Genomic DNA, 20,936 nt, shown 5'->3' on the forward strand with positions numbered 1-20,936 from the left:
ACTGCTTACTTTTTCAGAGGGGTAAATGGTCAATTGTAAGTGGTGAGTAGGCAGTCGCAGTTGGCAGTTTTCTCTGGAAGTAGGAGGTTTGGATGTTGGGAAGCAAGGAAGTACTAACTTCTTATATCTTGAATCTAACTTCTTTTTTAACAATATAATATTCTGAAATTCGACTTTTTCCCTAGACTGGCGAAATTTTATTTCTATTTTTGTTGAAATTCAATTTTATGACAAAGCAAAAGCCTGCCAAAGAATCTGTGACCATCATGACTGAAATGGTCCTTCCAAACGATACAAATACACTCAACAACCTCATGGGTGGTCGATTGATGCACTGGATGGACGTGGTGGCTGCAATAGCCGCACAGAAACATTCCAATCGCATCGTGGTCACGGCATCAGCTGACAACATTTCATTCAAGCAGCCCATCAATCTTGGAAATGTCGTAACCCTCCGATCTCAAGTGACAAGAGCATTCAACTCGTCTATGGAGGTATTTATTGAAGTCACTGCAGAAGATATCCCTGCTCGGAAAAAACTCATGACCCACCGTGCCTTTTTTACTTTTGTTGCAGTGGACCAAAATGGAAGACCTATTGAAGTTCCCGAGGTATCACCTGAATCAGAAGAGGAAAAAGAATTATTTGAAGGTGCGCTGAGAAGAAGACAACTTCGATTGGTTTTGGCCAAGCGAATGAAACCTGAAGATGCGGTGGAACTGAGATCTATTTTCAACCTGGATATTAAATAAACTGTTGTGATTATTTGGGGTTTTTCAAAAATCCTTGGTGACAAAATGATCTTGATTAAGTTCAGGCATTGGATTTAAAATATTACAAGGATGTGAGGAAATTGAAATCCGGCATTTACTGATTTTGAGTAAATCTTGATTTAAGAAGAGGATCTATAATTGTTTTGACTATTCTGTGTCGATTGTTTTAACATTTCCGTTGAATAAAAACCTCATTTAATAATTGATATCAAGCTTTGCCAAGCGCCAATTTTTAACCAACTTCCTCCCATGGAAAATAACAGTATCCAAGAACTTCAATCCTTGTTGACGGAAGAAATTTATTTAATTCCTGAAGACAGAGAAGCCATTTTAGCACAGCTTTCAGGAAAATCAGGTATAGCACAAGAAGTGACCAACAATGAACCTATTATTGAACCCATACCGATAAGAGGTAATTTCACAAAAGGTATTTTGATCCTTCATGAAGAAGATGTACTTCAATCCGAGGTAATGGATATGCTGGTCAACATGATCAAGGCTGTAGGTCACTCCATGAATGAAGTTGGAATGGTTTCTTCCGAAGTTTTGGAAGGTAGAAGTATGGAAGAGTTCTATTCAATAAATGCTCATATTGTGCTGAAATTCGGGCGAATCAAGCATCCAATTAATGCCTTGTTTGATCAATTCTATGAAGTTCATTCTGAATCTGAAACAGAATTCCTTTTTGCTGATTCACTGAGTCAGATTTTTGAAGATAAAAAACTTAAGGTAAAACTTTGGACCTCACTTCAGGTACTCTTTAACCTCACACCAGGAAAAAAATGAACACAGAACAAACCATATGGGCCAAACGATTTAAATGGATCAGCTTGATCGAAGGAACCTCTTTCTTGATCCTTTTATTTATTGCAATGCCCTTAAAATACATGTTTGATGAACCTTTAGCTGTTACCTATGTAGGTTGGGTTCATGGAATTTTATTTGTCATTTACATCTATGTCGTATTCCCGACTTCCGCAAAATTGAAATGGGAATTTGGGCGAACCTTGTTTGCACTTATTGCATCGATCTTGCCTTTTGGGCCGTTCATTTTTGATCGAAACCTGAAGAAAAGTCAGCATGTGGACCTCTAGTCATGGCCCTAATCAGTAGAAAAAAGCAGATTTATTCTATCAGCGAAGGATTAAGGCGCTATCTGATTGACTATGCCAGAGAAGTGGATATTCCTATCCACTATCATGAATTATTGAGATACACCAGTTCCATTGCACTCTATGACTCCAAAGACCAGGATACGCTTTGGGAGACTGTGTTTTACGATCAAAGTGACCGAGAAGAAATACACCTGAATGTCAAGAAAATTTATGCTTTGCTGAAGGCCGGTGGTGACATGAGTGTGATGAATCACCTCTATGTGGATCGAATTGACTTGTGTATTTATGGAAATACGCAGCCCTTTAGGGTGAGGATTGTCAATCGAATCAATGATAATTTTGATTATTTCTATATCAAAAATGCGGATGCATCACGAGTCTATGGTCTAGAGTTGGAGCATTTACTTTCGCCAAATCGGATCAGCTATTTAGTCCATAGAAATACCCTGATCGAGGAGCATATAGCTGGGATTCCCGGCGACAAATTCATGCGCCAATTGTATGATGATCCCAATTTAAATCCAATTCGGCTTGCTAAAGAATTTGTCAAATTCAACGAACGTTGTTTCGTGCGACTTTTAGGTGATATGCATAGCTCCAACTTTGTCGTAGATGTCACTCCAGATTTTGAGGAAACCCACTACCGCATCCGTGCCATTGACTTTGATCAGCAGTCCTATGAGGGTAAAAAATCCATCTACCTTCCGCAATATTTCAAAGAAAATAATATTCTGATTGAGTTGGGAATGAAGTATATCACACCCGAATCGATGGCCCAATATCAGCGGGAAGAGCGGGCATTGATAGCTACTAGATTCAAGTCATCACATAAGGAAATTGAAGACGTGCTTCAGGCCATGGAAAAAGACAGAATTGCTCCAATACAAAATGTGGAGCAATTGAGGGAGGAACTTTCAAAACACTACAAAAACTCGGATTTTCTTAACTGTCAAAATATGGCGGAAATCCTTCGATTGAGTTTGGAACAAATCATGCGATAAGCTTATCTGAATCCTTCGAAGTTGTGAACGGATACTTTTATCGATATTAAAAATATTCAAGCTTAGTATTCCATTAAACCGAGCCTTAAATCTCTATGAGCCAAACCCTAAAAAATTGCGGCAGTTTTGAATGGCTAGACCTCGAAAAACCTAAAAAGAAAGAGCTTCTAGAACTGACAGAACCATATCATATTCAAAACAAACTACTGGAGGATTCGCTTCAACATGGCCACTTACCAAAAATAGAAAAGCAGGACGGAACCACATTTGTGATCCTTCGAGCCTATTCTGTCGAACCAAGTTATAACCATTCCGAAGTCTCTAAACTCACCAACAAGATTGCTTTTGTGGTAAGTAAAGATCGATTGATCACTATCCACCAAAAGCCCTTTGAATTTTTGAAAAAGCTAGCAGAGGAGGATTTTATCAATCCTGAAAGTTTAATGCTTAGAATCCTTCAGGAAATGTTATTAACCTTTCAAGCACCATTGGATTGGTTAAGTGATAAAATGGATGAATTTGAAAAAGACATCTTTTTGAGCAGGCAAGTCAAGCTTTCTGTTCAATCACTCTACTTTCAAAAAGCTAAAGCCCGTATAAGTAAAAAAATACTTCAACTAACGCAAAATGTTCTAAATCAAATTGTTGTAGGCGAAACCAATTATTCTGATTTACAGGATTTAAAGGAGACCTGCATAAATCTAATCCTCCATTATGAAGAAGTTATTGATGGTGCTAATTCAATTTTAAATACTCATTTGAACTTAACCACTCAAAAAAATAATGAGGTGATGAAACTCTTGACGGTTTTTTCGGCATTCTTTTTACCACTTACATTCATTGTGGGTGTGTATGGAATGAACTTCGAAAACATGCCGGAGCTCAATTGGGAATATGGCTATTACCTCACTTGGGGATTTATGATAGGAATATCAGCGATTATTTTCTTCTGGTTCAAGCGTCGAAAAATTATGTAAACAGGGATTTACATTTTTTTAAAGATCCCCTCCAAAATATTCATCGCCTAAGATTTGATTTGGCATAAGTTTTTAATGGATTTTTTCAAAAACTTAGGCTCGAATAAAATTAAATTTTGTTATAATCAGCTAAATCCTATTTTTTATAGCTTTAAACATATAAATTTGCTAACTGAAAGTAGTTGGGAAGATGAGTGCATTTAAAATACGAGAAGTCTATTTGGTTGATGATGATGCTATCGTAAGAATGGTAGCGGGCAAAATTCTAAAAAACATAGAATTCAAAAATCCAATTTTTGGTTTTGAAAATGGCAAAATAGCCATCGAAGAAATTACCAGAAAAGTGAGTGAAAACGGTTTGGAATTTTTCAGTGAGAAGATTCTTTTGTTATTGGACATCAATATGCCCGTCATGGACGCTTGGGCTTTCTTGGATGAGTTCAAAAAATTTGATCAGGAAATCAAAAAGCATTTTTTAATCTCGATTATCACCAGTTCTATTGATACCAGTGATAAGGTAAAGGCTTTTTCATATAAAGAAGTATCAGATTATATCACCAAACCTCTTACCGGAAAACATATTCTTGAGTTTTTAACTAAGCACAACCTTTACGAGGAATAGTCTCGTTTTTTGGTAATTGAAATGTTCTTTTACAAAAAAGCCGAGGAAGAAAATCTCCCTCGGCCCCTATTTCTAAATTATATCTTTCAGTCTATTTCCAGATATCGGAGGTTTCGGATTAGTGGATCAGCTTTCTCAAGTAAACTCCATACCCGCTTTTTCCTAATTTTTCTGCTGCCTTAAGTAACTCTTCCTTGCCAATAAAACCACTACGATAGGCTACTTCTTCGATACAGCCGATTTTCAATCCTTGTCTTTCTTCAATCACTTCTACAAATTGCGCGGCCTGAAGTAAAGATTGATGGGTGCCGGTGTCCAACCAAGCTGTACCCCTATTCAATATGGCCACCTGAAGTTTACCCCGCTTTAGATATTCATTATTGATATCCGTGATTTCCAATTCACCTCTTGGGCTTGGTTTGATATTTTTAGCAATATCTACTACATCGTTATCATAAAAATAAAGTCCCGGAACAGCATAGTTTGATTTGGGGTTAACTGGTTTTTCTTCAATGGAAATCGCCATTTGGTTTTCATCAAATTCGACCACACCATAGCGTTCGGGGTCATTGACATGGTAAGCAAACACCACTCCTCCATCAGGATTGGTATTTTCCTGAAGTGTCCGATATAACCCAGATCCATAGAAAATATTATCTCCCAAGACGAGTGCCACCTTGTCTTTCCCAATAAACTCTTCCCCAATGATAAATGCCTGAGCGAGACCATCAGGACTAGGCTGAATGGCATATTCAAAACGGCATCCCACTTGTGATCCGTCTCCAAGCAATTTTTGGAAAGAAGCTGAGTCCTCCGGAGTAGTTATAATCAAGACCTCTCGAATCCCTGCCATCATCAGTACTGACAACGGATAATAAATCATTGGTTTGTCATAGACAGGCATCAGCTGCTTGCTGACTGCAATTGTCAGAGGATAAAGTCTAGTGCCAGATCCTCCGGCCAAAATAATTCCCTTCATATGTTAAGAAAAAGGTTAGAAATGAATTACCAAAACTATTAAGCTTAGTAGATTTAAAAAAACTTCCATGAAAATGATTTCAAACGTTCGCCTTTCGCTCCTTTCCTTTTTAATCATTCTTTATTCCTGCGGTTCAAATCAGGAAGTCAATTTCATTGCTTCTACTACCGAGCAATTTCGTCCTGAGTATCATTTCACTCCTGAAAAGGGTTGGATGAATGATCCCAATGGGATGTTTTACCTCGATGGAGAATATCACTTATTCTACCAATATTATCCTGATTCAACTGTTTGGGGGCCAATGCATTGGGGTCATTCAATTTCCAAGGATCTGGTCAATTGGGAGGAATTACCAATTGCGATCTATCCGGACAGCTTAGGCTATATCTTTTCTGGTAGTGCAGTATATGATCAGGAAAACACATCAGGTTTGGGAACTTCCGATTCCCCTCCAATTGTGGCCATTTTCACTTATCACAATATGGTCGGTGAAAAATCAGGGGCGACAGACTTTCAGAGTCAGGGCATAGCTTTCTCCCTCGATAAAGGAAGAACTTGGACAAAATTTGAAGGAAATCCAGTTCTGCCAAATCAGGGAATTCGTGATTTCCGGGATCCAAAGGTTTTGGAAATCAAAAAGACTGACGGAACCAAGCGATGGAATATGACTTTGGCAGCACAGGATCGCATTCAGTTTTTTGAATCAGCAGATCTGAAAAACTGGGAGTTTACCGGTGATTTTGGTCAGGGAATCGGTGCTCATGGTGGAGTTTGGGAATGCCCGGACTTATTGCCATTTACCGCACCTAATGGTGATCAAAAGTGGGTTTTATTAGTAAGCATCAATCCTGGAGGTCCCCAAAAGGGCTCTGCTACTCAATATTTCATAGGGGAATTTGAAAATGGAACATTTACTCCCGATGACACCATGATCCGTTGGCTGGATTACGGTCCCGATAATTATGCAGGGGTGACTTGGTCCAATCTTCCTCAAGAAGAAACCCGTACACTCTTCATAGGCTGGATGAGCAATTGGCTTTATGGACAAGTCGTCCCTACTCCTACTTGGCGATCTGCTATGACACTTGCTCGAGAACTTAGCTTGTTTGACATTAATGGCACCTTGCTTCTCAAATCAGCTCCGGTCAAAGAATTGGAAAGTTTTCGAGGTGATGAAATTGCATTTAACGAAAAGAGCAACCTCCCTTCCCAAGCTGTAGAACTTTTTATTGAGCTTGATGGATCGGATGCATTTTCACTTGTACTTTCCAATGAACTCGGCGAAAAAGTAAGTATCAGCAAAGAAATGGGATTGGTATCCATAGACCGAACTAATGCCGGAGAAGCTACTTTTCATCCCGATTTTGCAGCTATGCATTCCGCACCTATGAGTTGGAAAGCCGAAGATCTGCGCATCTTTCTGGATGCTTCTTCGATTGAGCTTTTTGCGAATAATGGAGAATTGGTGATGACTTCCTTACTTTTTCCAAGTTCACCTTGGAAAACAGTGGAGCTAACAAATGGTATCAAAAATGCTTCAATTTTTAATCTGAAAAAATAGCTCCGAGACGCTAGGTTTTTTCAATTAATTAAAGACTAGATTTGTGGATTATTTGAAAGTCAAAAAAATGAAAAAACAGAAAATCGCTTTACTCCTTAGCCTCTTTTGGCTGATTGGTTTGGCCGCTGCTTTTTCATTTCCACCACATGTAAAAACTGGTGTAGAGCACAGTGACAATCAGTCCGTCCTGAGTGAATTATTTTCTCCAGAGTTAACCTTGAGGGTTTCAGGAAACAATCCTGATGTCCCTAGTTTCAAGCCTGATTTAAGCTTCGCTGGATTTATAGATTCTACTGTTGGAATTGATTGGCTTCCCTCCCATTCTCAATATCATTCACCTGCTTTCTTTTCTAAATCAAAACCACTTTTTGATGTTTTGATCACATTTTTACACTTCTTCTATACTTGGTAGTATCTGTTGTATTGCTGTGCATTAGCACCTTATAACACATTTCTAATTTATACTACCAAAAAATCATGTTCGATATTGATATTCCTACACTTGCTTTGGCAAGTGTATTTATAGCTGCTACCTTTGCTATTTTCTTCTACTACAGCCTCAAAGGCAAGAAGGCCCGAAAGGAGTTTGCACATAAATTCAATCAGTTTATCTCAGGATTAAACCTGAATCCAAACATTAAAGAAGACTGGAGAAATCGCTACGTTTTGGGCTTGGATCAACAAAACAAAATACTTGTGTATTGTGACTTTGGCGAAAATGGAAAACAACTTGCCATCGCACTACCTGAAGTGAGCAAAGTGGATATATCTGAACTTTACCTTGAACCGGCTAATGCTGCCAATTCAAGAAAAATTCTCGAAAATCTAGCGCTGAAGGTCCAATTCAAAAATTCGAATAAGTCTGCGATTCAATTACCTATTTATTCAGCTGAGGAATACTCTGATTTATTGGGTGAGACGGTCTTAGCATCCAGTTGGGCAAAAATCATTAATCAGCAGTTGACCAAATAATTCCAAAAAGGGCTCCCTAATAATTAGGGACCCTTTTCCTTTTTCAATGAATACTTCAGCCTTGATTCTAGCGATCCTCACCCAAAGTTTGATTTTGGGTTTTACAGTCTATTGCTTTTATCTCGTTCTGAGAAAGCCAAAAACAGAAGATTGATTAGTAATTACCTAAACCTGCACTGGATTCCGGTGCAGTTTTTTTTGTTTTTTAGAAGAGTTACGAGGGAACAAATCCTTAAATTTTGAAATTATAAGATTTCAATAAAAATATTTTTCCATGAACAACGCTCCAAAAAAAGAATACAGCAATGGTGAAGTAATCATCACTTGGCAACCAGAAAAATGTACTCACTCCGGCAAATGTGTTCGGGGTCTTCCGAATGTTTTCAAACCTAAGAATAAACCTTGGATTGAAATCGAAAATGCCAGCTCGGAACAATTGATTAATCAGATTAAAAAATGCCCATCCGGTGCATTAGGCTATTATTTTCAAGAGGGTAAAGACCTTTAATCCGAAAAACATTCAAATGCGGAAGATTTTAATCCTTTTTGCTCATCCAAAATATGAGCATTCTGATGCAAATCAGGCGCTGATTAACGCCATCTCAAATCTGGAGAATGTTCAGATACGAGACCTATATGAGCTTTATCCGGATTTCAATATCAACGTGCAGGAGGAACAGGAGGCACTCTTCCAACATGACGTAATTATCTGGCAGCACCCATTCTATTGGTATTCCTGCCCTCCTCTTATGAAGCAATGGATCGATCTCGTGCTTGAATATGGCTGGGCATATGGGCCTGGAGGTGTTTTTTTGAAAAATAAATACATCTTCAATGCTATCACATCCGGTGGCGCCGAGGAAGTCTATTCACGTGAAGGGAGAAATAGATTTTCAATCGAAGAATTCTTGAGACCATTTGAGCAGACGGCATATCTCTGCAACATGCGTTACTTGCCTTCTTTTCAAATTGGAGGCACTCATAAAATCTCAAAATCTGAACTTTATGAAAAAGCGGCCGAATATCGAAATCTGATTTTGGAGCTTCGGGATTCGGAGAAGATCACATTGCCATTCACACAAAAAGACTAAACTATGGAAGGTTTTTTTGCTCAATCTATTATCTATATCGTCGCAGCTATTGTCTGTGTAATTCTTGCAAAGAAACTAGGAATGAGTTCCATCCTTGGTTACCTCATTGCCGGAGTTTTGATTGGTCCTTACGTTCTGAAATTCATTTCCAATGAAAATGAAGGACAGGCTATCATGCATGGGACCGAGTTTGGTGTAGTGATGATGCTCTTCTTGATCGGACTGGAACTCGAGCCAAAAAACCTTTGGAAAATGCGAGATCTGATCTTGAAAGTGGGTCTTTCCCAAGTATTGATCACTTCCGTTTTGCTATTCGCATTGGGCATTTCTCTAGGGGTAAATTGGAACATCAGTCTTGCAGTGGCACTTTCCATGGCGCTCTCCTCTACAGCCATCGTACTTCAATCGCTAAAAGAGAAACACCAATTGGATACAAAAGATGGAAAAATGTCTTTTGGGGTATTGCTCATGCAGGATATTGCTGTGATACCCATTTTGGCAATCCTACCACTTTTAGCAATAGGTCAGGGATCGGAAATTGGAAGCCAAGAGCACACTGGTTTTTTGGATGATTTCCCAGCTTGGATGCAAACTGCATTTATTTTTCTGGCAATTGGAGCTGTCATTTTGCTTGGCAGATATGCATTTGGGCCTCTTTTGCAATTGGTTGTTAAAACTCGACTTAGGGAATTGTTTGTTGCAGCGGCTTTGCTCATAGTGACAGGAATCGCTTTTTTGATGGAACTCGTAGGTCTAAGCCCAGCTTTGGGGACATTTCTTGCAGGGGTGGTATTGGCAAATTCACCTTACAAACATGCACTTGAAACTGACCTTGAACCTTTCAAAGGGCTTTTGCTAGGCTTGTTTTTTATGGCAGTTGGCGCCACAATCAACTTCGATCTGATTAGCAGTGACCCGGTCAAAGTAATTTCTCTTACACTTGGAGTGATGGGGATGAAAGCTTTGGTTCTTTATGGACTTGGCCTTTCCAAAAAACTCGCTACCAAACAAAATTTAAATTTCGCCTTTGGCCTTGCACAGGTCAGTGAGTTTTCTTTTGTGACTTATTCTTTTGCTTTTCAGTTGGAGATTTTTTCCAAAGAAATCACGGATTTATTGATGGCTGTTACGGCATTGAGTATGGCATTGAGCCCGATTTTGATGGTTATGCTTGAAAAAACAATCTTTAAACGATTGGAGAAGCCAGTGGAAAAAAAGGAAATTGAGTCCGACACAATAGATAGTAAGAATCAAGTCATATTGCTGGGCTTCGGTAATTTCGGATCCACTATCGGACGATTTCTGCGTGCCAACGGAGTGGAAGCCACCATACTTGATTCCGATCCGGATCGGATTGAAAACCTGAGAAAAATGGGGTTCAAGGTTTTCTATGGAGATGGGACGCGGATAGATTTGCTGGAATCAGCCGGTGCTGCGGAAGCCAAAATCCTGGTTTCAGCAATCGCAAGTACGGAACAAAGTAAACGAATTATCAAAATATGTCAGGAGCATTTTCCTAATCTCGAGGTGCTTATTCGGGCTGAAAACCGATTTGATGCCTATGAACTTATGGAAGTGGGAATCCGGAATATTTATCGCGAACATCTGGACACATCCATCAGAATGGGTGTTGATGTATTGACAAAACTTGGTTTTAGAGCTTACACTGTGAATCGACTGGCTCATCAATTCCGAGAATATGACGAGCAGGCACTCAAGGTATTGGTTAATTTTAAAGACAATAAAAACGAATACATCAGCAAGGTTAGAAAAGAGATTGAGATCCAAGAAGCGATGCTTAGCGGAGAGCTTTCCAAAAAGTTCTCACTCAATGACCACGCTTGGGATAGTGATCAGATGAAGGATAAATAACTTGCGAGGCAAGATTTTTTTATTTTTAAAAATATATTGATTATTAAACACTGTTTAATTACATTTGGATGTTTAATAAAAATTAATGGGAATCGCAGATCGTAAAGAACGGGATAAAGAAGAATTGAGGGAACGAATATTAGTTGCCGCAAAATCACTGTTCCTTGAAAAAGGAGTAGAGAAGACTTCCATTCGTAATATTGCCGATCGAATCGAATATAGTCCAGGGATCATCTACCATTATTTCCGGGATAAGAATGAGATTTTTCATGCGCTTCATCAGGGTGGATTTCTTCAATTGATGGAGAAAATGCAGGTATTGGCCTCCGTTAGAAACCCTATGGAGCGACTGAAAGCAATGGGAAGTATTTATATAACCTTTGCTATGGAAAATCCTGATATGTATGATCTTATGTTTATCAAGGAAGCACCTTTGGACCATGTATTCAATTCTGAGCATGACCATTGGAAAGAAGGCGGCGGAACTTTCAATTACCTACGATTGACCATTGAGGATTGTATAAATGCAGGACATTTCAAAGGTCACGATGCTGAAGCCGTTTCTTATATGATCTGGTCTACTGTTCATGGTATGGTTTCACTCAATATAAGAAAGCGATGTGAAGTTGTCCTTCCGCACCGTCAGGATACAATTGTGTGGGATGGATTGGAAGAGTTTTTCAAGATTCTGGATAAACTCTAAAAAAATTTGCCTTCTAATTAAACACTGTTTAAAATTATAACACCGAATAATAATGAAGCGAACCATTCTTTTAATTGTGGGGTATCTGTTTTTTAGTCCCTTATCAGTGGCTAAAGCCCAGTCAATCCTTGATCACTACATCCAAGAGGGTTTAGAAAATAATCTAATCCTAAAAGACAAAAACATTGAGCTCCAACGAGCACTTCTGACTCTAAAAGATGCGAAAAGTTACTTCCTTCCAAGTCTTGACTTTGGAGCGAGTTACACACTAGCGGCCGGAGGACGGACAATCGATTTTCCAATTGGCGATTTGTTAAATCCGGTTTACTCCACACTAAATCAACTAACAGGAACGACAGCTTTCCCCAAACTAGAAAACGTTTCTGAGCAGTTTTTACCGGATAATTTCTATGATGCACGCTTTCGTGCTTCCATGCCGATTCTCAATACAGACTTGATTTACCAACGTCAGATACGAGAAAAGCAAGTTTTGCTATCGGAATTTGAGCTGAAAGTCTATCAGGCAAACCTAGTTCAAGATATCAAAGTGGCCTATTTCAATTTTTGTGCTGCTCACACTGCAATAGAAGTCATCAAAAGTAGTCAAGGACTTGTCGAACAAAACCTGCGGGATAATCAATCTCTTTTGAAAAATGGAAAGGGTCTCCCCTCTTCGGTCCTCCGTGCAGAAAGCGAAGTAGAAAATATCAATGCCCTGCTCATCGAAGCTGAAAGCCGCAAAAGAAATGCAGCCAACTATGTCAATTTTTTATTGAATAAACCTGTTGAAGCCGAGGTGATTTTTGAAGATCAGCATGCTGATTTTTCCAAATTGTCCGAGCTAATGGAAGAAAATGATCTTAGAGGAAGATCAGAATTCTTGCAAATTCAAACAGCGACAAGCATTCAGGAAACAGCAATCAGAGCTAGTAAAAACTATTGGATTCCAAAGGTAAATACGTTTGCGGATTTTGGTTCACAGAGTTTTAATTGGGCTTTTGACCAGCAGTCAAGATATGCGATTTGGGGCTTAAACTTGAGTATGCCCATTTTTCAAGGTGGAAGAAATCGCAATCAAATTAACCGAAATGAGCTCGGATTGATGTCTTTTCAAAATCAAAAAGCATTGCTCGAGGGCAAATTATCACTGGACCTTCAGCTTACAAAAAATGAAGTCAGATCAAATCAAGCATCTGTCCGATCAGCTGATAAAAAACTGGATTCGTCTGCAGCCTATTTCAGATTAATTGAAAGAGGTTTCAAAGAAGGAACTAATTCTCTGATTGAATTCATCGACGCACGAAGCCAATTAACTCAAGCTTCCCTCCAAAAAAACATTAGCTCATATAACCTTCTCAAATCCCTAGCCATGCTGGAGCGACAACTCACTTCCGAAACTTATTAAGCCATGCGATATACAACCCTTTTATCAATCCTGACATTGACTTCTATTCTTTTTGCATGTGGCAAATCTGAATCTGATCAAAAACCAATCACTAAAGGAGAAATAATTCCTGTGAGAGTGATTGAATTGAAGCAGGCGAGCTTTTCAGCGCCTATCACTGCAAGTGGTACTTTTTCCACAAAGGATGAAACTATTCTTTCCTTTAAAGTCGGCGGAATCATTTCAAAACTCTTTGTGCAAGAAGGTGATGCTGTCAAAACGGGACAAGTACTTGCAACCTTGGATTTAACCGAGATTCAAGCAGGATTGAATCAATCCAAACTTGCCTATGAAAAAGCACTCCGGGATCACGAACGTGGTGGAAGGCTTTATCGAGATAGTGTGGCCACTTTGGAGCAATTCCAAAATAGTAAAACGGCGTTGGACATTGCTGAACAGCAGTTGAAGACCGCAGAATTTAACCTGTCCTATTCTCAGATTCGAGCCACTCAAAATGGCTTTGTGCTCCGGAAATTTGTCAATGCTGGACAACAGGTAAGTTCCGGTGCTTCAGTCCTTCAAATCAACGGCGCAAGTCAAGGAATTTGGGTGCTACAAGCGACAGTAAATGATCAAAACTGGAGTACAATTTCTATCGGAGATCCGGCAGTTATACTTTCTCCTGAGTTAGACAGCATTCCTGGACAAGTGATCAGGAAAAGTCAGTCTGCTGACCCATTGACTGGTTCATATTGGGTCGAGGTAGCTCCCGAGAATACGAAAAAACTAAGCTTAGCATCAGGCATGTTTGGTAAAGTTGTGGTCAAACCAACTTTGCAAAAAGCGGGATGGAACATCCCTTATGAATCCCTTCTTGATGCAGAGGGCTCCAGCGGATATGTCTTTGTCACAGATGAAAATCAACTTGCCAAGAAAATAAAAGTTGAACTCGGGAGAATTGCTGAAAACTCAGTTCAAGTACTTGGAGGACTGGAAAATCACAGCAAACTGATTACTTCCGGTAGCGCCTACCTTACAGATGGTTCCAAAATTCAAATTAAGGACTGATGCGAATCTCTGATTTTGCGGTAAAAAATTACCAATTCACCTTGGTCATCTTCATGATGACTGTAGCCGTCGGTCTCACCACTTTTTTCAATATGCCAAGAAGTGAGGATCCTGTGATCGAATCGCCACAATTCCCTGTCATTGTGATCTATCCGGGTGCAAGCCCCGAAGATATGGAGGAGCTTATAGTCGATCCTCTGGAGAAAGTAATCTATGGTTTGGAAGATATCAAACGAATCAAAACCGAGATCAAGGATGGCGTTGCCGTTTTGGTAGTTGAGTACAACTACAACGAAGATGTAAATGAAAAATATCAAGAACTTGTCCGAGAGGTCAATACGCTTCGTCCTGAACTTCCCAAGGATATCTTTTCAATCAAAATCAACAAAGTCCGTCCTTCTGATGTCAACATCCTACAAATTGCGCTGATCAGCGAAAATGCATCACGGGAAAACCTAAAAAAATATGGTGATCGACTAAAAGACGAGCTGGAAAAAATCACTGAATTGAAGAAAGTTGACCTCTTTGGAATTCCTAATCAAATCGTCCGAGTGGATCTCAAATTGGATCAAATTGCTGAGATGAATATTCCCATTAATGCAATCATCGGTAATATTCAAAGCGAATTGAGCAATATTCCCGGCGGCCAAATAGATGCAGGTAGCAAAAGCTTCAATGTGAAAACGAGTGGAAACTATACGTCTGCCGAAGAAATCGCCGAAACAATCATCTATTCTGTGCAGGGGAAATCAATCCAACTCAAAGATGTAGCTGAGGTCAGAAATGATTTTGAGGATACAAAGCACATTACGCGACTGAATGGCTATCGATCAATTTTTGTGACGGCCGCTTTGAAAGAAGGCAATAACATCTCCAATGTGCAGGAAAAATACCTATGGGCAATAGAAAGAGTAAAAAGTGAACTCCCTGAAAACATCGATTTGATCATTGCTTTTGATCAGGCTGACTACGTCAATAAAAGGCTCAACGGGTTGGGCTTTGATTTCCTTATTGCTATTGGTCTTGTATTTATAACTTTGCTGCCCCTTGGCAATCGTGCTTCAATCATCGTGATGATCTCTATTCCATTGTCACTTGCCATTGGATTGGTACTGTTGAATGCATTGGGTTTTGGATTGAATCAACTCAGCATTGTTGGACTTGTTGTTGCGTTGGGACTTTTAGTAGATGACAGCATCGTGGTAGTGGAAAATATTGAGCGATGGATTCGTGAAGGGTTTTCTAAAAAGGAAGCCGCCCTCAAGGCCACCAAGCAAATATCATTATCTGTCGTAGGCTGCACGGTGACCTTAATCATTGCATTTCTTCCGCTTGTATTTCTTCCTGAGGGATCAGGGGATTTCGTTCGCAGTTTGCCAATGGCTGTCATCATGAGTGTACTTGCTTCGATGCTAGTTTCCTTGACGATCATCCCGTTTCTTTCCACATGGATGCTCAAAGACAAAGGGGCCGACCACTCGAACAAGATCTTTGATTTGTTCCAAAGAGGGATTCATGCCACCTATGCCCCACTTTTGGAACGTGCGCTTCGCAAACCAGTACAGACTTTGATTCTCGCTGCTGTGATCTTCATCGTTTCCATGGGATTATTTCCTTTGATTGGATTTAGTCTTTTTCCTCCTTCGGAAAAACCCACCTTTCTGGTCAATATTACCACTCCACTTCAATCCAATCTAGGCACCACTGACGAAATCACTCGAAAAGTGGAAGCAGACTTAAATCAGGTTCCAGAATTAAAAAACTACGCCACAAACGTAGGAAAGGGAAATCCCCGGATTTACTACAATGAAATTCCTGAAAATGAACGGACAGACTATGCGCAGATCTTTGTTCAGCTGGACTCCGAAACATCTCCACCACGTAAAATGGAAGTGATTGAGGAACTCAAGCAAAAGTTTTCAGGGTTTGTTGGGGCAAAGGTGGAGGTTAAAAATTTTGAACAAGGACCCCCGGTTACAGCGCCTGTAGAAGTACGGCTTTCAGGAGAAAACTTGGATTCCCTCCGAGCCTTAGCCGCAAAAGTAGAGCAATTGATCAAGGATACACCCGGGACTATTTATGTTAACAATCCTGTTGCAAACCTCAAAACCGACGTACGGGTGGCTATTCAAAAAGACAAAGCCAGACACCTAGGAGTCAATATAGCTGAAGTAGATCTTACCGTCAGACTTGCACTGGCTGGATTGAATTTGGGGTCATTCACAGACCAAAAAGGTCAAGAACGAGACATTTTACTTTCTTCTCCTCGCGTCGAAAAAGCTACGCTTGCCAACCTTGATGGACTCTTCATCACCAATCAACAAGGAGCTGGCGTTCCACTTTCTCAAATTGCGAACCTAGAATTGGAAAGTAGCACCCTGACAATTGATCACTACAACAAATCCAGGTCTGTTTCTGTGACTGCTTTTGTAGATCAAAGCTTTCTGGCTGATAGAGTAATCAATGAAGTCATCGTCAAAATGAAGCAATTTGAATTACCCGAAGGATATTCCTTCAAAATGGGCGGAGAATACGAAACTCGACAAGAATCATTTGCAGGATTTAACACAGTAATCATCATCACGGTCTTTCTCTTCATCGCTGTGCTAATTTTACTGTTTAAAACTTTCAAAAGCACCATCATCGTTCTCTCAGTAATTCCTCTGGGAATGGTTGGAGCTCTTGTTGCCCTATGGATTACAGGAAATTCACTCTCTTTTGTAGCGATTATAGGATTGATAGCGTTGGCAGGTATAGAAGTGAAAACCTCCATTCTATTAGTGGATTTTACCAATCAACTTAGACAAGATGGCAAACCTTTAGATGCTGCAATTCGTGAGGCAGGAGAAATTCGATTTTTGCCGATCGTTTTGACAACTATTACGGCCATTGGTGGTTTAACTCCCATTGCTTTAAGTACCAATCCACTGATTTCTCCACTTGCTATAGTGCTCATCGGCGGTCTGATCAGTTCCACATTACTATCACGAATTGTCACCCCGGTGATGTATAAATTATTACCTCCAAAAATCTGAAAATATGAACCAACATTTTTCTCAACTCAAAAAAGCAGTAGTAGTCTTCCACTCTTATGGCATCACTTTATCCGGTCAGCGAAAAAATGATCACTTTATCCAACAACTCAATATGGATCCTGTATTTATTAACGGACTGATCTTCGAACTGGAGTACAATCTTCACATTATCCTTCAGGATGAAATGCTAAGGAAAGCCTGTACACCAAAAGAAGTTATTAGACTTTTATTGACAATTCCTCAGGACAATTGATCAACCTTTTTTAAAGGGCTTTCCAGCGCAACATTTCAAAAATTTCTTTGAAAGCTGACTCATGAATAGAGCTTTGACCTGGCCCTATCCTGTGAGCTTGAAATCATTAAAGGCATTTTTTACTTGTGGATATTCGCAACACTATCTCCCGAATATCCACATTTGTGCGAGTTTCGGGGTTTAGGCATTAGGGTTTTAATTTACATTTCAAAACAGTAAATTTTACCCAAACCATACTATTTGCATTTTTGAAAGATCTATCGACCCTCCCTTTTCAAACTCCTATAAGTGCATAAAAAAATTTGGAATACAATTTTCTGCCAATACTTGTATGGTATCAAACTGAGGGATATTTAAGTGCAAAAGATGAACCTACAAAACGCTGCTCGTTCACTGGTCCTGACAGATCAATCGACTTCCAAAGACATCCTTCTTGAACAATTCGAGAAATTGACCCAATCCGGTACCTGGGAATACAATCTGACAACTGGCCAACTTGTCTGGTCTGATGGTGTCTTCAGAATGTTGGGGTATCGTCCTCAAGAATTTGAAGTTACATTTGATCTGGCACTTTCGACGATACACCCAGATGACAGAGATCTAGTACGCTCCGAAATGGAAAAGACCGTTTCCTCCTTGCAGAAATACAAAGTCAAGAAAAGACTGATTACAAACGAGGGTAAAGTCATTTGGATTATATCTATAGCAACTGTCATTCAAGACCCCCTCACGGGAGAAAAAAAACTCATTGGGGTATTTCAAAACATTGGAGATTTTATCCAAACCAAAGAGAAACTTAAAAAAGTAAGGCGTAAGAATCGTACACTGATAGAAAATCTTGATGGGGTTTTTTGGGAGGCAGATGCCCAAACTTTTGAATTCTCCTACATTAGTCCGCAAGTTGAGCAAATTACAGGTTACACTGAAAAAGAATGGATGGCGTCAAAGACCTTTTGGCAAGATCATATCCATCCTGAGGACCGTCAATATTCGATTGAATTTTGTCACTCAGAAACTCAAAAATTAAAGGATCACTCTTTTGATTATCGCTTTTTGACTAAAAACAAAAAGACTATTTGGTTCAACGACCGCGTAAAAGTTATTTCGAAAAACGGCAAGCCCAAAAAACTTCAGGGAATGATGGTGGAAATAACTTCTCAAAAAGCCATAGAAAAAGCACTCAACGAGGAAATCAGCCTGAATCAGTCAATTCTACATCAACTCCCAAGTGTATTCTTTCTTTTTGATTCAGATGGTAAGTTTTTGCTTTGGAATAATCAATTTGAAAAAATATCAGAATTTGGTTTCGAGGAGATTGCAGGCATGAAACCATCGGATTTTTTCGGAAAAAACGATAAAGAATTAGTCAATGCTCAAATTCAAAAAGTAATTGAAGTTGGAAATCAGGATGTTTTTCTCACGATAAACTCCAAATCAGGCAAAGATATTCCATTTTTCTTTTCTGTATCTAGGCTAATCTATAAGGACAAGCTTTGCATTTTTGGAACAGGTCAGGATATCACCGAATTGGTAGAAAGCCGCAAGTCCACCTTAGAGCATATCGAGCGATACCAAATGGTCACTAAGGCAACAAATGATGCCATTTGGGATTTTGATATGAAAAAAAACAACCTGTATTGGGGAGAGGGTTTTCTTGAGCTGTTCGGCTATGATCCGAAGAAAACAGAGACAAGTTTTGATTTTCTTCTGAGTTTGATACACCCTGATGACCGAAAAAGAATCTACCGGCTCATACAGAAATATTTTCAACCAAACTGTTCAAATAGTAATTGGCTTGAAGAATATCGGTTTCTTAAAAGTGACGGAAATTACACCAAAGTTCAGGATAAGGCACTTTTTATCCGAGATGAAGCCGGCAATATCACCCGAGTAGTCGGGGCGATGCAGGATATTTCAAAGCAAAAAGAATATGAAGAGTCCCTGAAAAATCTCAATGAAAAATTGGAGAAAAATGTGAAGGAATTAGCTGTCTCCAATCACGAACTTCAACAATTTGCCTACGTGGTATCGCATGACCTGCAAGAACCTCTTCGAATGATTACCAGCTTCATGGGCCTATTGGAGCGTCGATATCAGCATCAGCTTGACACCAAGGCATTGGAATATATTTCATTTGCTACCAATGGCGCCAAACAAATGCAAAATATTATTTTGGATCTGCTGGAATTATCTCGGGTTGGAAAAATGACTGAAACCAAGGAGATCCTACCTGTTAATCAAATGATTGATCAAATCAAGCAATATTTAAGAAAAATCATTCATGAGAAAAACGCCACAATCAACTATGAAGGACTCCCTACCATCAAATCCTATAGAACTATACTCCTTCAAATTTTTCAGAATCTAATAGGCAATAGCCTAAAATATTCCAAGTCGGACACCCCACCGGAGATTTCGATTAAATCTAGGGAACTAACCAATCATTGGGAATTTACTGTGGTGGACAATGGAATAGGGATTGATCCAGAGTATTTCAACAAGATTTTTATCATTTTCCAGAGGCTTCATTTACAACGTGATGTGAATGGAACAGGTATTGGGCTGGCCATCGTAAAAAAAGCGGTAGAATACCTAGAGGGAGAAATACATGTAAAATCCAATGTGGGCGAAGGTTCTGAATTTACCTTTACGATTAAGAAGTAACTGCCAGTTGACCCTTGACTACATTATTTACCAGAGGAAAATTGAAGTAATCTTTAACCCGAAATTGAGGTCTAAAACCATTGAAAAAGAAATAATCAGCTCAAAAGAAATAATTTCTAAAGGACTTCGTCATAGAGGAAGAAAGCTTCTTACTAATGAGAACACTGCTGATCTTAAGTTTTATTTTAATTCCCTTTGTTGTTAAATCCCAATCTTGGAAAGCTGACTTTTATAAGGATTTTGATGAATCGACTTTTTATAGAATTGAGGCACTTTACCAGGTCATTGATTTCAAGAAAGTGGACTTGCCTCTACTCCATGCAGCAATATTTTTTGTGACTAATGAAGAGCGAAAAAAAGCTAAACTTAAACCGTTCAAATTTCATCCAAGCATTGAAAAAATAGCTTCAGGTCATGCTCAGGATATGGTAAAATATGGATTCTATTCCCATACAAGCCAGATTCGAATCAAGCGTACTGTTCTGGACCGTTTTCATTTAGAAGGAATAAATCCACAGCATTATGGAGAGAATATTTGCTCAACCTATGGACTTCAATACGAGAATGGTAGGAAGGTAAATCCTCCCTATCGCGCCGGTGAATTCACCTATGCATTTACTTCAAAAAAAGAAACTATCCCAGCACATACCTACATTTCTTTTGCAAAAGAGGTTGTGAATCTCTGGATGAATTCTCCCGGACATCGTCAGAATATACTTAACCCCAACTTCACCACCCTTGGATGCGGGGCTAGTGTGTACTTAGAAAAAAGTTTTTACAATATGCCATATTTCAAGGTTGTGCAAAACTTTGGAGGAGATTGATTCAATACCTGATCAATATCTTGGTTCTCCTGTGATTTATGG

General features: G+C 39.3%; 20 protein-coding genes. 19 read left to right on the forward strand and 1 reads right to left on the reverse strand.

What is annotated here, in order from left to right; all coding sequences use genetic code 11:
* Positions 1-227 precede the first annotated feature (227 nt).
* From ACK4HU_RS01740 to ACK4HU_RS01765, 6 genes are all read left to right on the forward strand, one after another.
* The gene (locus tag ACK4HU_RS01740) at positions 228-752 is read left to right on the forward strand and encodes an acyl-CoA thioesterase (RefSeq protein WP_409803109.1); all 525 of its coding nucleotides are present in this window, start codon (positions 228-230) and stop codon (positions 750-752) included.
* Positions 753-1,022: 270 nt separating this feature from the next.
* The gene (locus ACK4HU_RS01745) at positions 1,023-1,559 is read left to right on the forward strand and encodes a hypothetical protein (protein ID WP_409803110.1); all 537 of its coding nucleotides are present in this window, start codon (positions 1,023-1,025) and stop codon (positions 1,557-1,559) included.
* The gene (locus ACK4HU_RS01750) at positions 1,556-1,867 is read left to right on the forward strand and encodes a DUF3817 domain-containing protein (RefSeq protein WP_409803111.1); all 312 of its coding nucleotides are present in this window, start codon (positions 1,556-1,558) and stop codon (positions 1,865-1,867) included. The genes ACK4HU_RS01745 and ACK4HU_RS01750 overlap by 4 nt, the downstream gene beginning before the upstream one ends.
* Positions 1,868-1,869: 2 nt before the next feature.
* On the forward strand, positions 1,870-2,889 hold the full coding sequence (locus ACK4HU_RS01755; protein ID WP_409803112.1) for a hypothetical protein: 1,020 nt from the start codon (positions 1,870-1,872) through the stop codon (positions 2,887-2,889).
* 95 nt (positions 2,890-2,984) lie between these two features.
* Positions 2,985-3,866: a CorA family divalent cation transporter gene (locus tag ACK4HU_RS01760; protein WP_409803113.1), complete on the forward strand. Its 882-nt coding sequence runs from the start codon at positions 2,985-2,987 to the stop codon at positions 3,864-3,866.
* A 190-nt stretch (positions 3,867-4,056) separates the two neighbouring features.
* Positions 4,057-4,488 (forward strand): two-component system response regulator, encoded by a 432-nt coding sequence (locus ACK4HU_RS01765; RefSeq protein WP_409803114.1) that lies wholly within the window; start codon positions 4,057-4,059, stop codon positions 4,486-4,488.
* A gap of 118 nt (positions 4,489-4,606) precedes the next feature.
* Here ACK4HU_RS01765 and rfbA read toward each other — a convergent pair whose 3' ends face one another.
* Positions 4,607-5,467, reverse strand: a complete 861-nt coding sequence (rfbA, locus tag ACK4HU_RS01770) for a glucose-1-phosphate thymidylyltransferase RfbA (protein ID WP_409803115.1) — start codon at positions 5,465-5,467, stop codon at positions 4,607-4,609.
* 73 nt (positions 5,468-5,540) lie between these two features.
* Here rfbA and ACK4HU_RS01775 point away from each other — a divergent pair, with 73 nt between their 5' ends.
* The 13 genes from ACK4HU_RS01775 to ACK4HU_RS01835 all read left to right on the forward strand — a co-directional run bounded on the left by ACK4HU_RS01775 (position 5,541) and on the right by ACK4HU_RS01835 (position 20,894).
* Positions 5,541-7,028: a glycoside hydrolase family 32 protein gene (locus ACK4HU_RS01775; protein ID WP_409803116.1), complete on the forward strand. Its 1,488-nt coding sequence runs from the start codon at positions 5,541-5,543 to the stop codon at positions 7,026-7,028.
* Between the two features lie 67 nt (positions 7,029-7,095).
* Positions 7,096-7,440, forward strand: coding sequence for a hypothetical protein (locus ACK4HU_RS01780; RefSeq protein WP_409803117.1), 345 nt, complete (start codon positions 7,096-7,098; stop codon positions 7,438-7,440).
* Positions 7,441-7,505: 65 nt separating this feature from the next.
* The gene (locus ACK4HU_RS01785) at positions 7,506-8,000 is read left to right on the forward strand and encodes a hypothetical protein (RefSeq protein WP_409803118.1); all 495 of its coding nucleotides are present in this window, start codon (positions 7,506-7,508) and stop codon (positions 7,998-8,000) included.
* A 274-nt stretch (positions 8,001-8,274) separates the two neighbouring features.
* On the forward strand, positions 8,275-8,508 hold the full coding sequence (locus tag ACK4HU_RS01790; RefSeq protein ID WP_409803119.1) for a (4Fe-4S)-binding protein: 234 nt from the start codon (positions 8,275-8,277) through the stop codon (positions 8,506-8,508).
* 16 nt (positions 8,509-8,524) lie between these two features.
* Positions 8,525-9,091, forward strand: coding sequence for an NAD(P)H-dependent oxidoreductase (locus ACK4HU_RS01795; RefSeq protein WP_409803120.1), 567 nt, complete (start codon positions 8,525-8,527; stop codon positions 9,089-9,091).
* Positions 9,092-9,094: 3 nt separating this feature from the next.
* Positions 9,095-10,963 carry a monovalent cation:proton antiporter-2 (CPA2) family protein gene (locus ACK4HU_RS01800; RefSeq protein WP_409803121.1) on the forward strand — a complete coding sequence of 623 codons (1,869 nt, stop codon included), beginning with the start codon at positions 9,095-9,097 and terminating at the stop codon, positions 10,961-10,963.
* A gap of 85 nt (positions 10,964-11,048) precedes the next feature.
* Entirely contained in the window at positions 11,049-11,666 is a 618-nt protein-coding gene (locus tag ACK4HU_RS01805) for a TetR/AcrR family transcriptional regulator (RefSeq protein ID WP_409803122.1), read from the forward strand.
* Between the two features lie 52 nt (positions 11,667-11,718).
* Positions 11,719-13,071: a TolC family protein gene (locus tag ACK4HU_RS01810; RefSeq protein ID WP_409803123.1), complete on the forward strand. Its 1,353-nt coding sequence runs from the start codon at positions 11,719-11,721 to the stop codon at positions 13,069-13,071.
* A gap of 3 nt (positions 13,072-13,074) precedes the next feature.
* Positions 13,075-14,118 (forward strand): efflux RND transporter periplasmic adaptor subunit, encoded by a 1,044-nt coding sequence (locus tag ACK4HU_RS01815; protein ID WP_409803124.1) that lies wholly within the window; start codon positions 13,075-13,077, stop codon positions 14,116-14,118.
* The gene (locus ACK4HU_RS01820) at positions 14,118-17,153 is read left to right on the forward strand and encodes an efflux RND transporter permease subunit (RefSeq protein ID WP_409803125.1); all 3,036 of its coding nucleotides are present in this window, start codon (positions 14,118-14,120) and stop codon (positions 17,151-17,153) included. Before ACK4HU_RS01815 ends, ACK4HU_RS01820 begins: the two co-directional genes overlap by 1 nt.
* A gap of 4 nt (positions 17,154-17,157) precedes the next feature.
* A complete protein-coding gene (locus ACK4HU_RS01825) occupies positions 17,158-17,406 on the forward strand; it encodes an acyl carrier protein (protein WP_409803126.1) in 249 nt (82 codons plus the stop codon).
* Between the two features lie 366 nt (positions 17,407-17,772).
* Positions 17,773-20,070: a PAS domain-containing protein gene (locus tag ACK4HU_RS01830; RefSeq protein ID WP_409803127.1), complete on the forward strand. Its 2,298-nt coding sequence runs from the start codon at positions 17,773-17,775 to the stop codon at positions 20,068-20,070.
* Positions 20,071-20,225: 155 nt separating this feature from the next.
* Entirely contained in the window at positions 20,226-20,894 is a 669-nt protein-coding gene (locus ACK4HU_RS01835; RefSeq protein ID WP_409803128.1) for a CAP domain-containing protein, read from the forward strand.
* The last annotated feature ends 42 nt before the right edge of the window (positions 20,895-20,936 follow it).

Source organism: Algoriphagus sp., assembly GCF_046296635.1.
Lineage (GTDB): Bacteria > Bacteroidota > Bacteroidia > Cytophagales > Cyclobacteriaceae > Algoriphagus.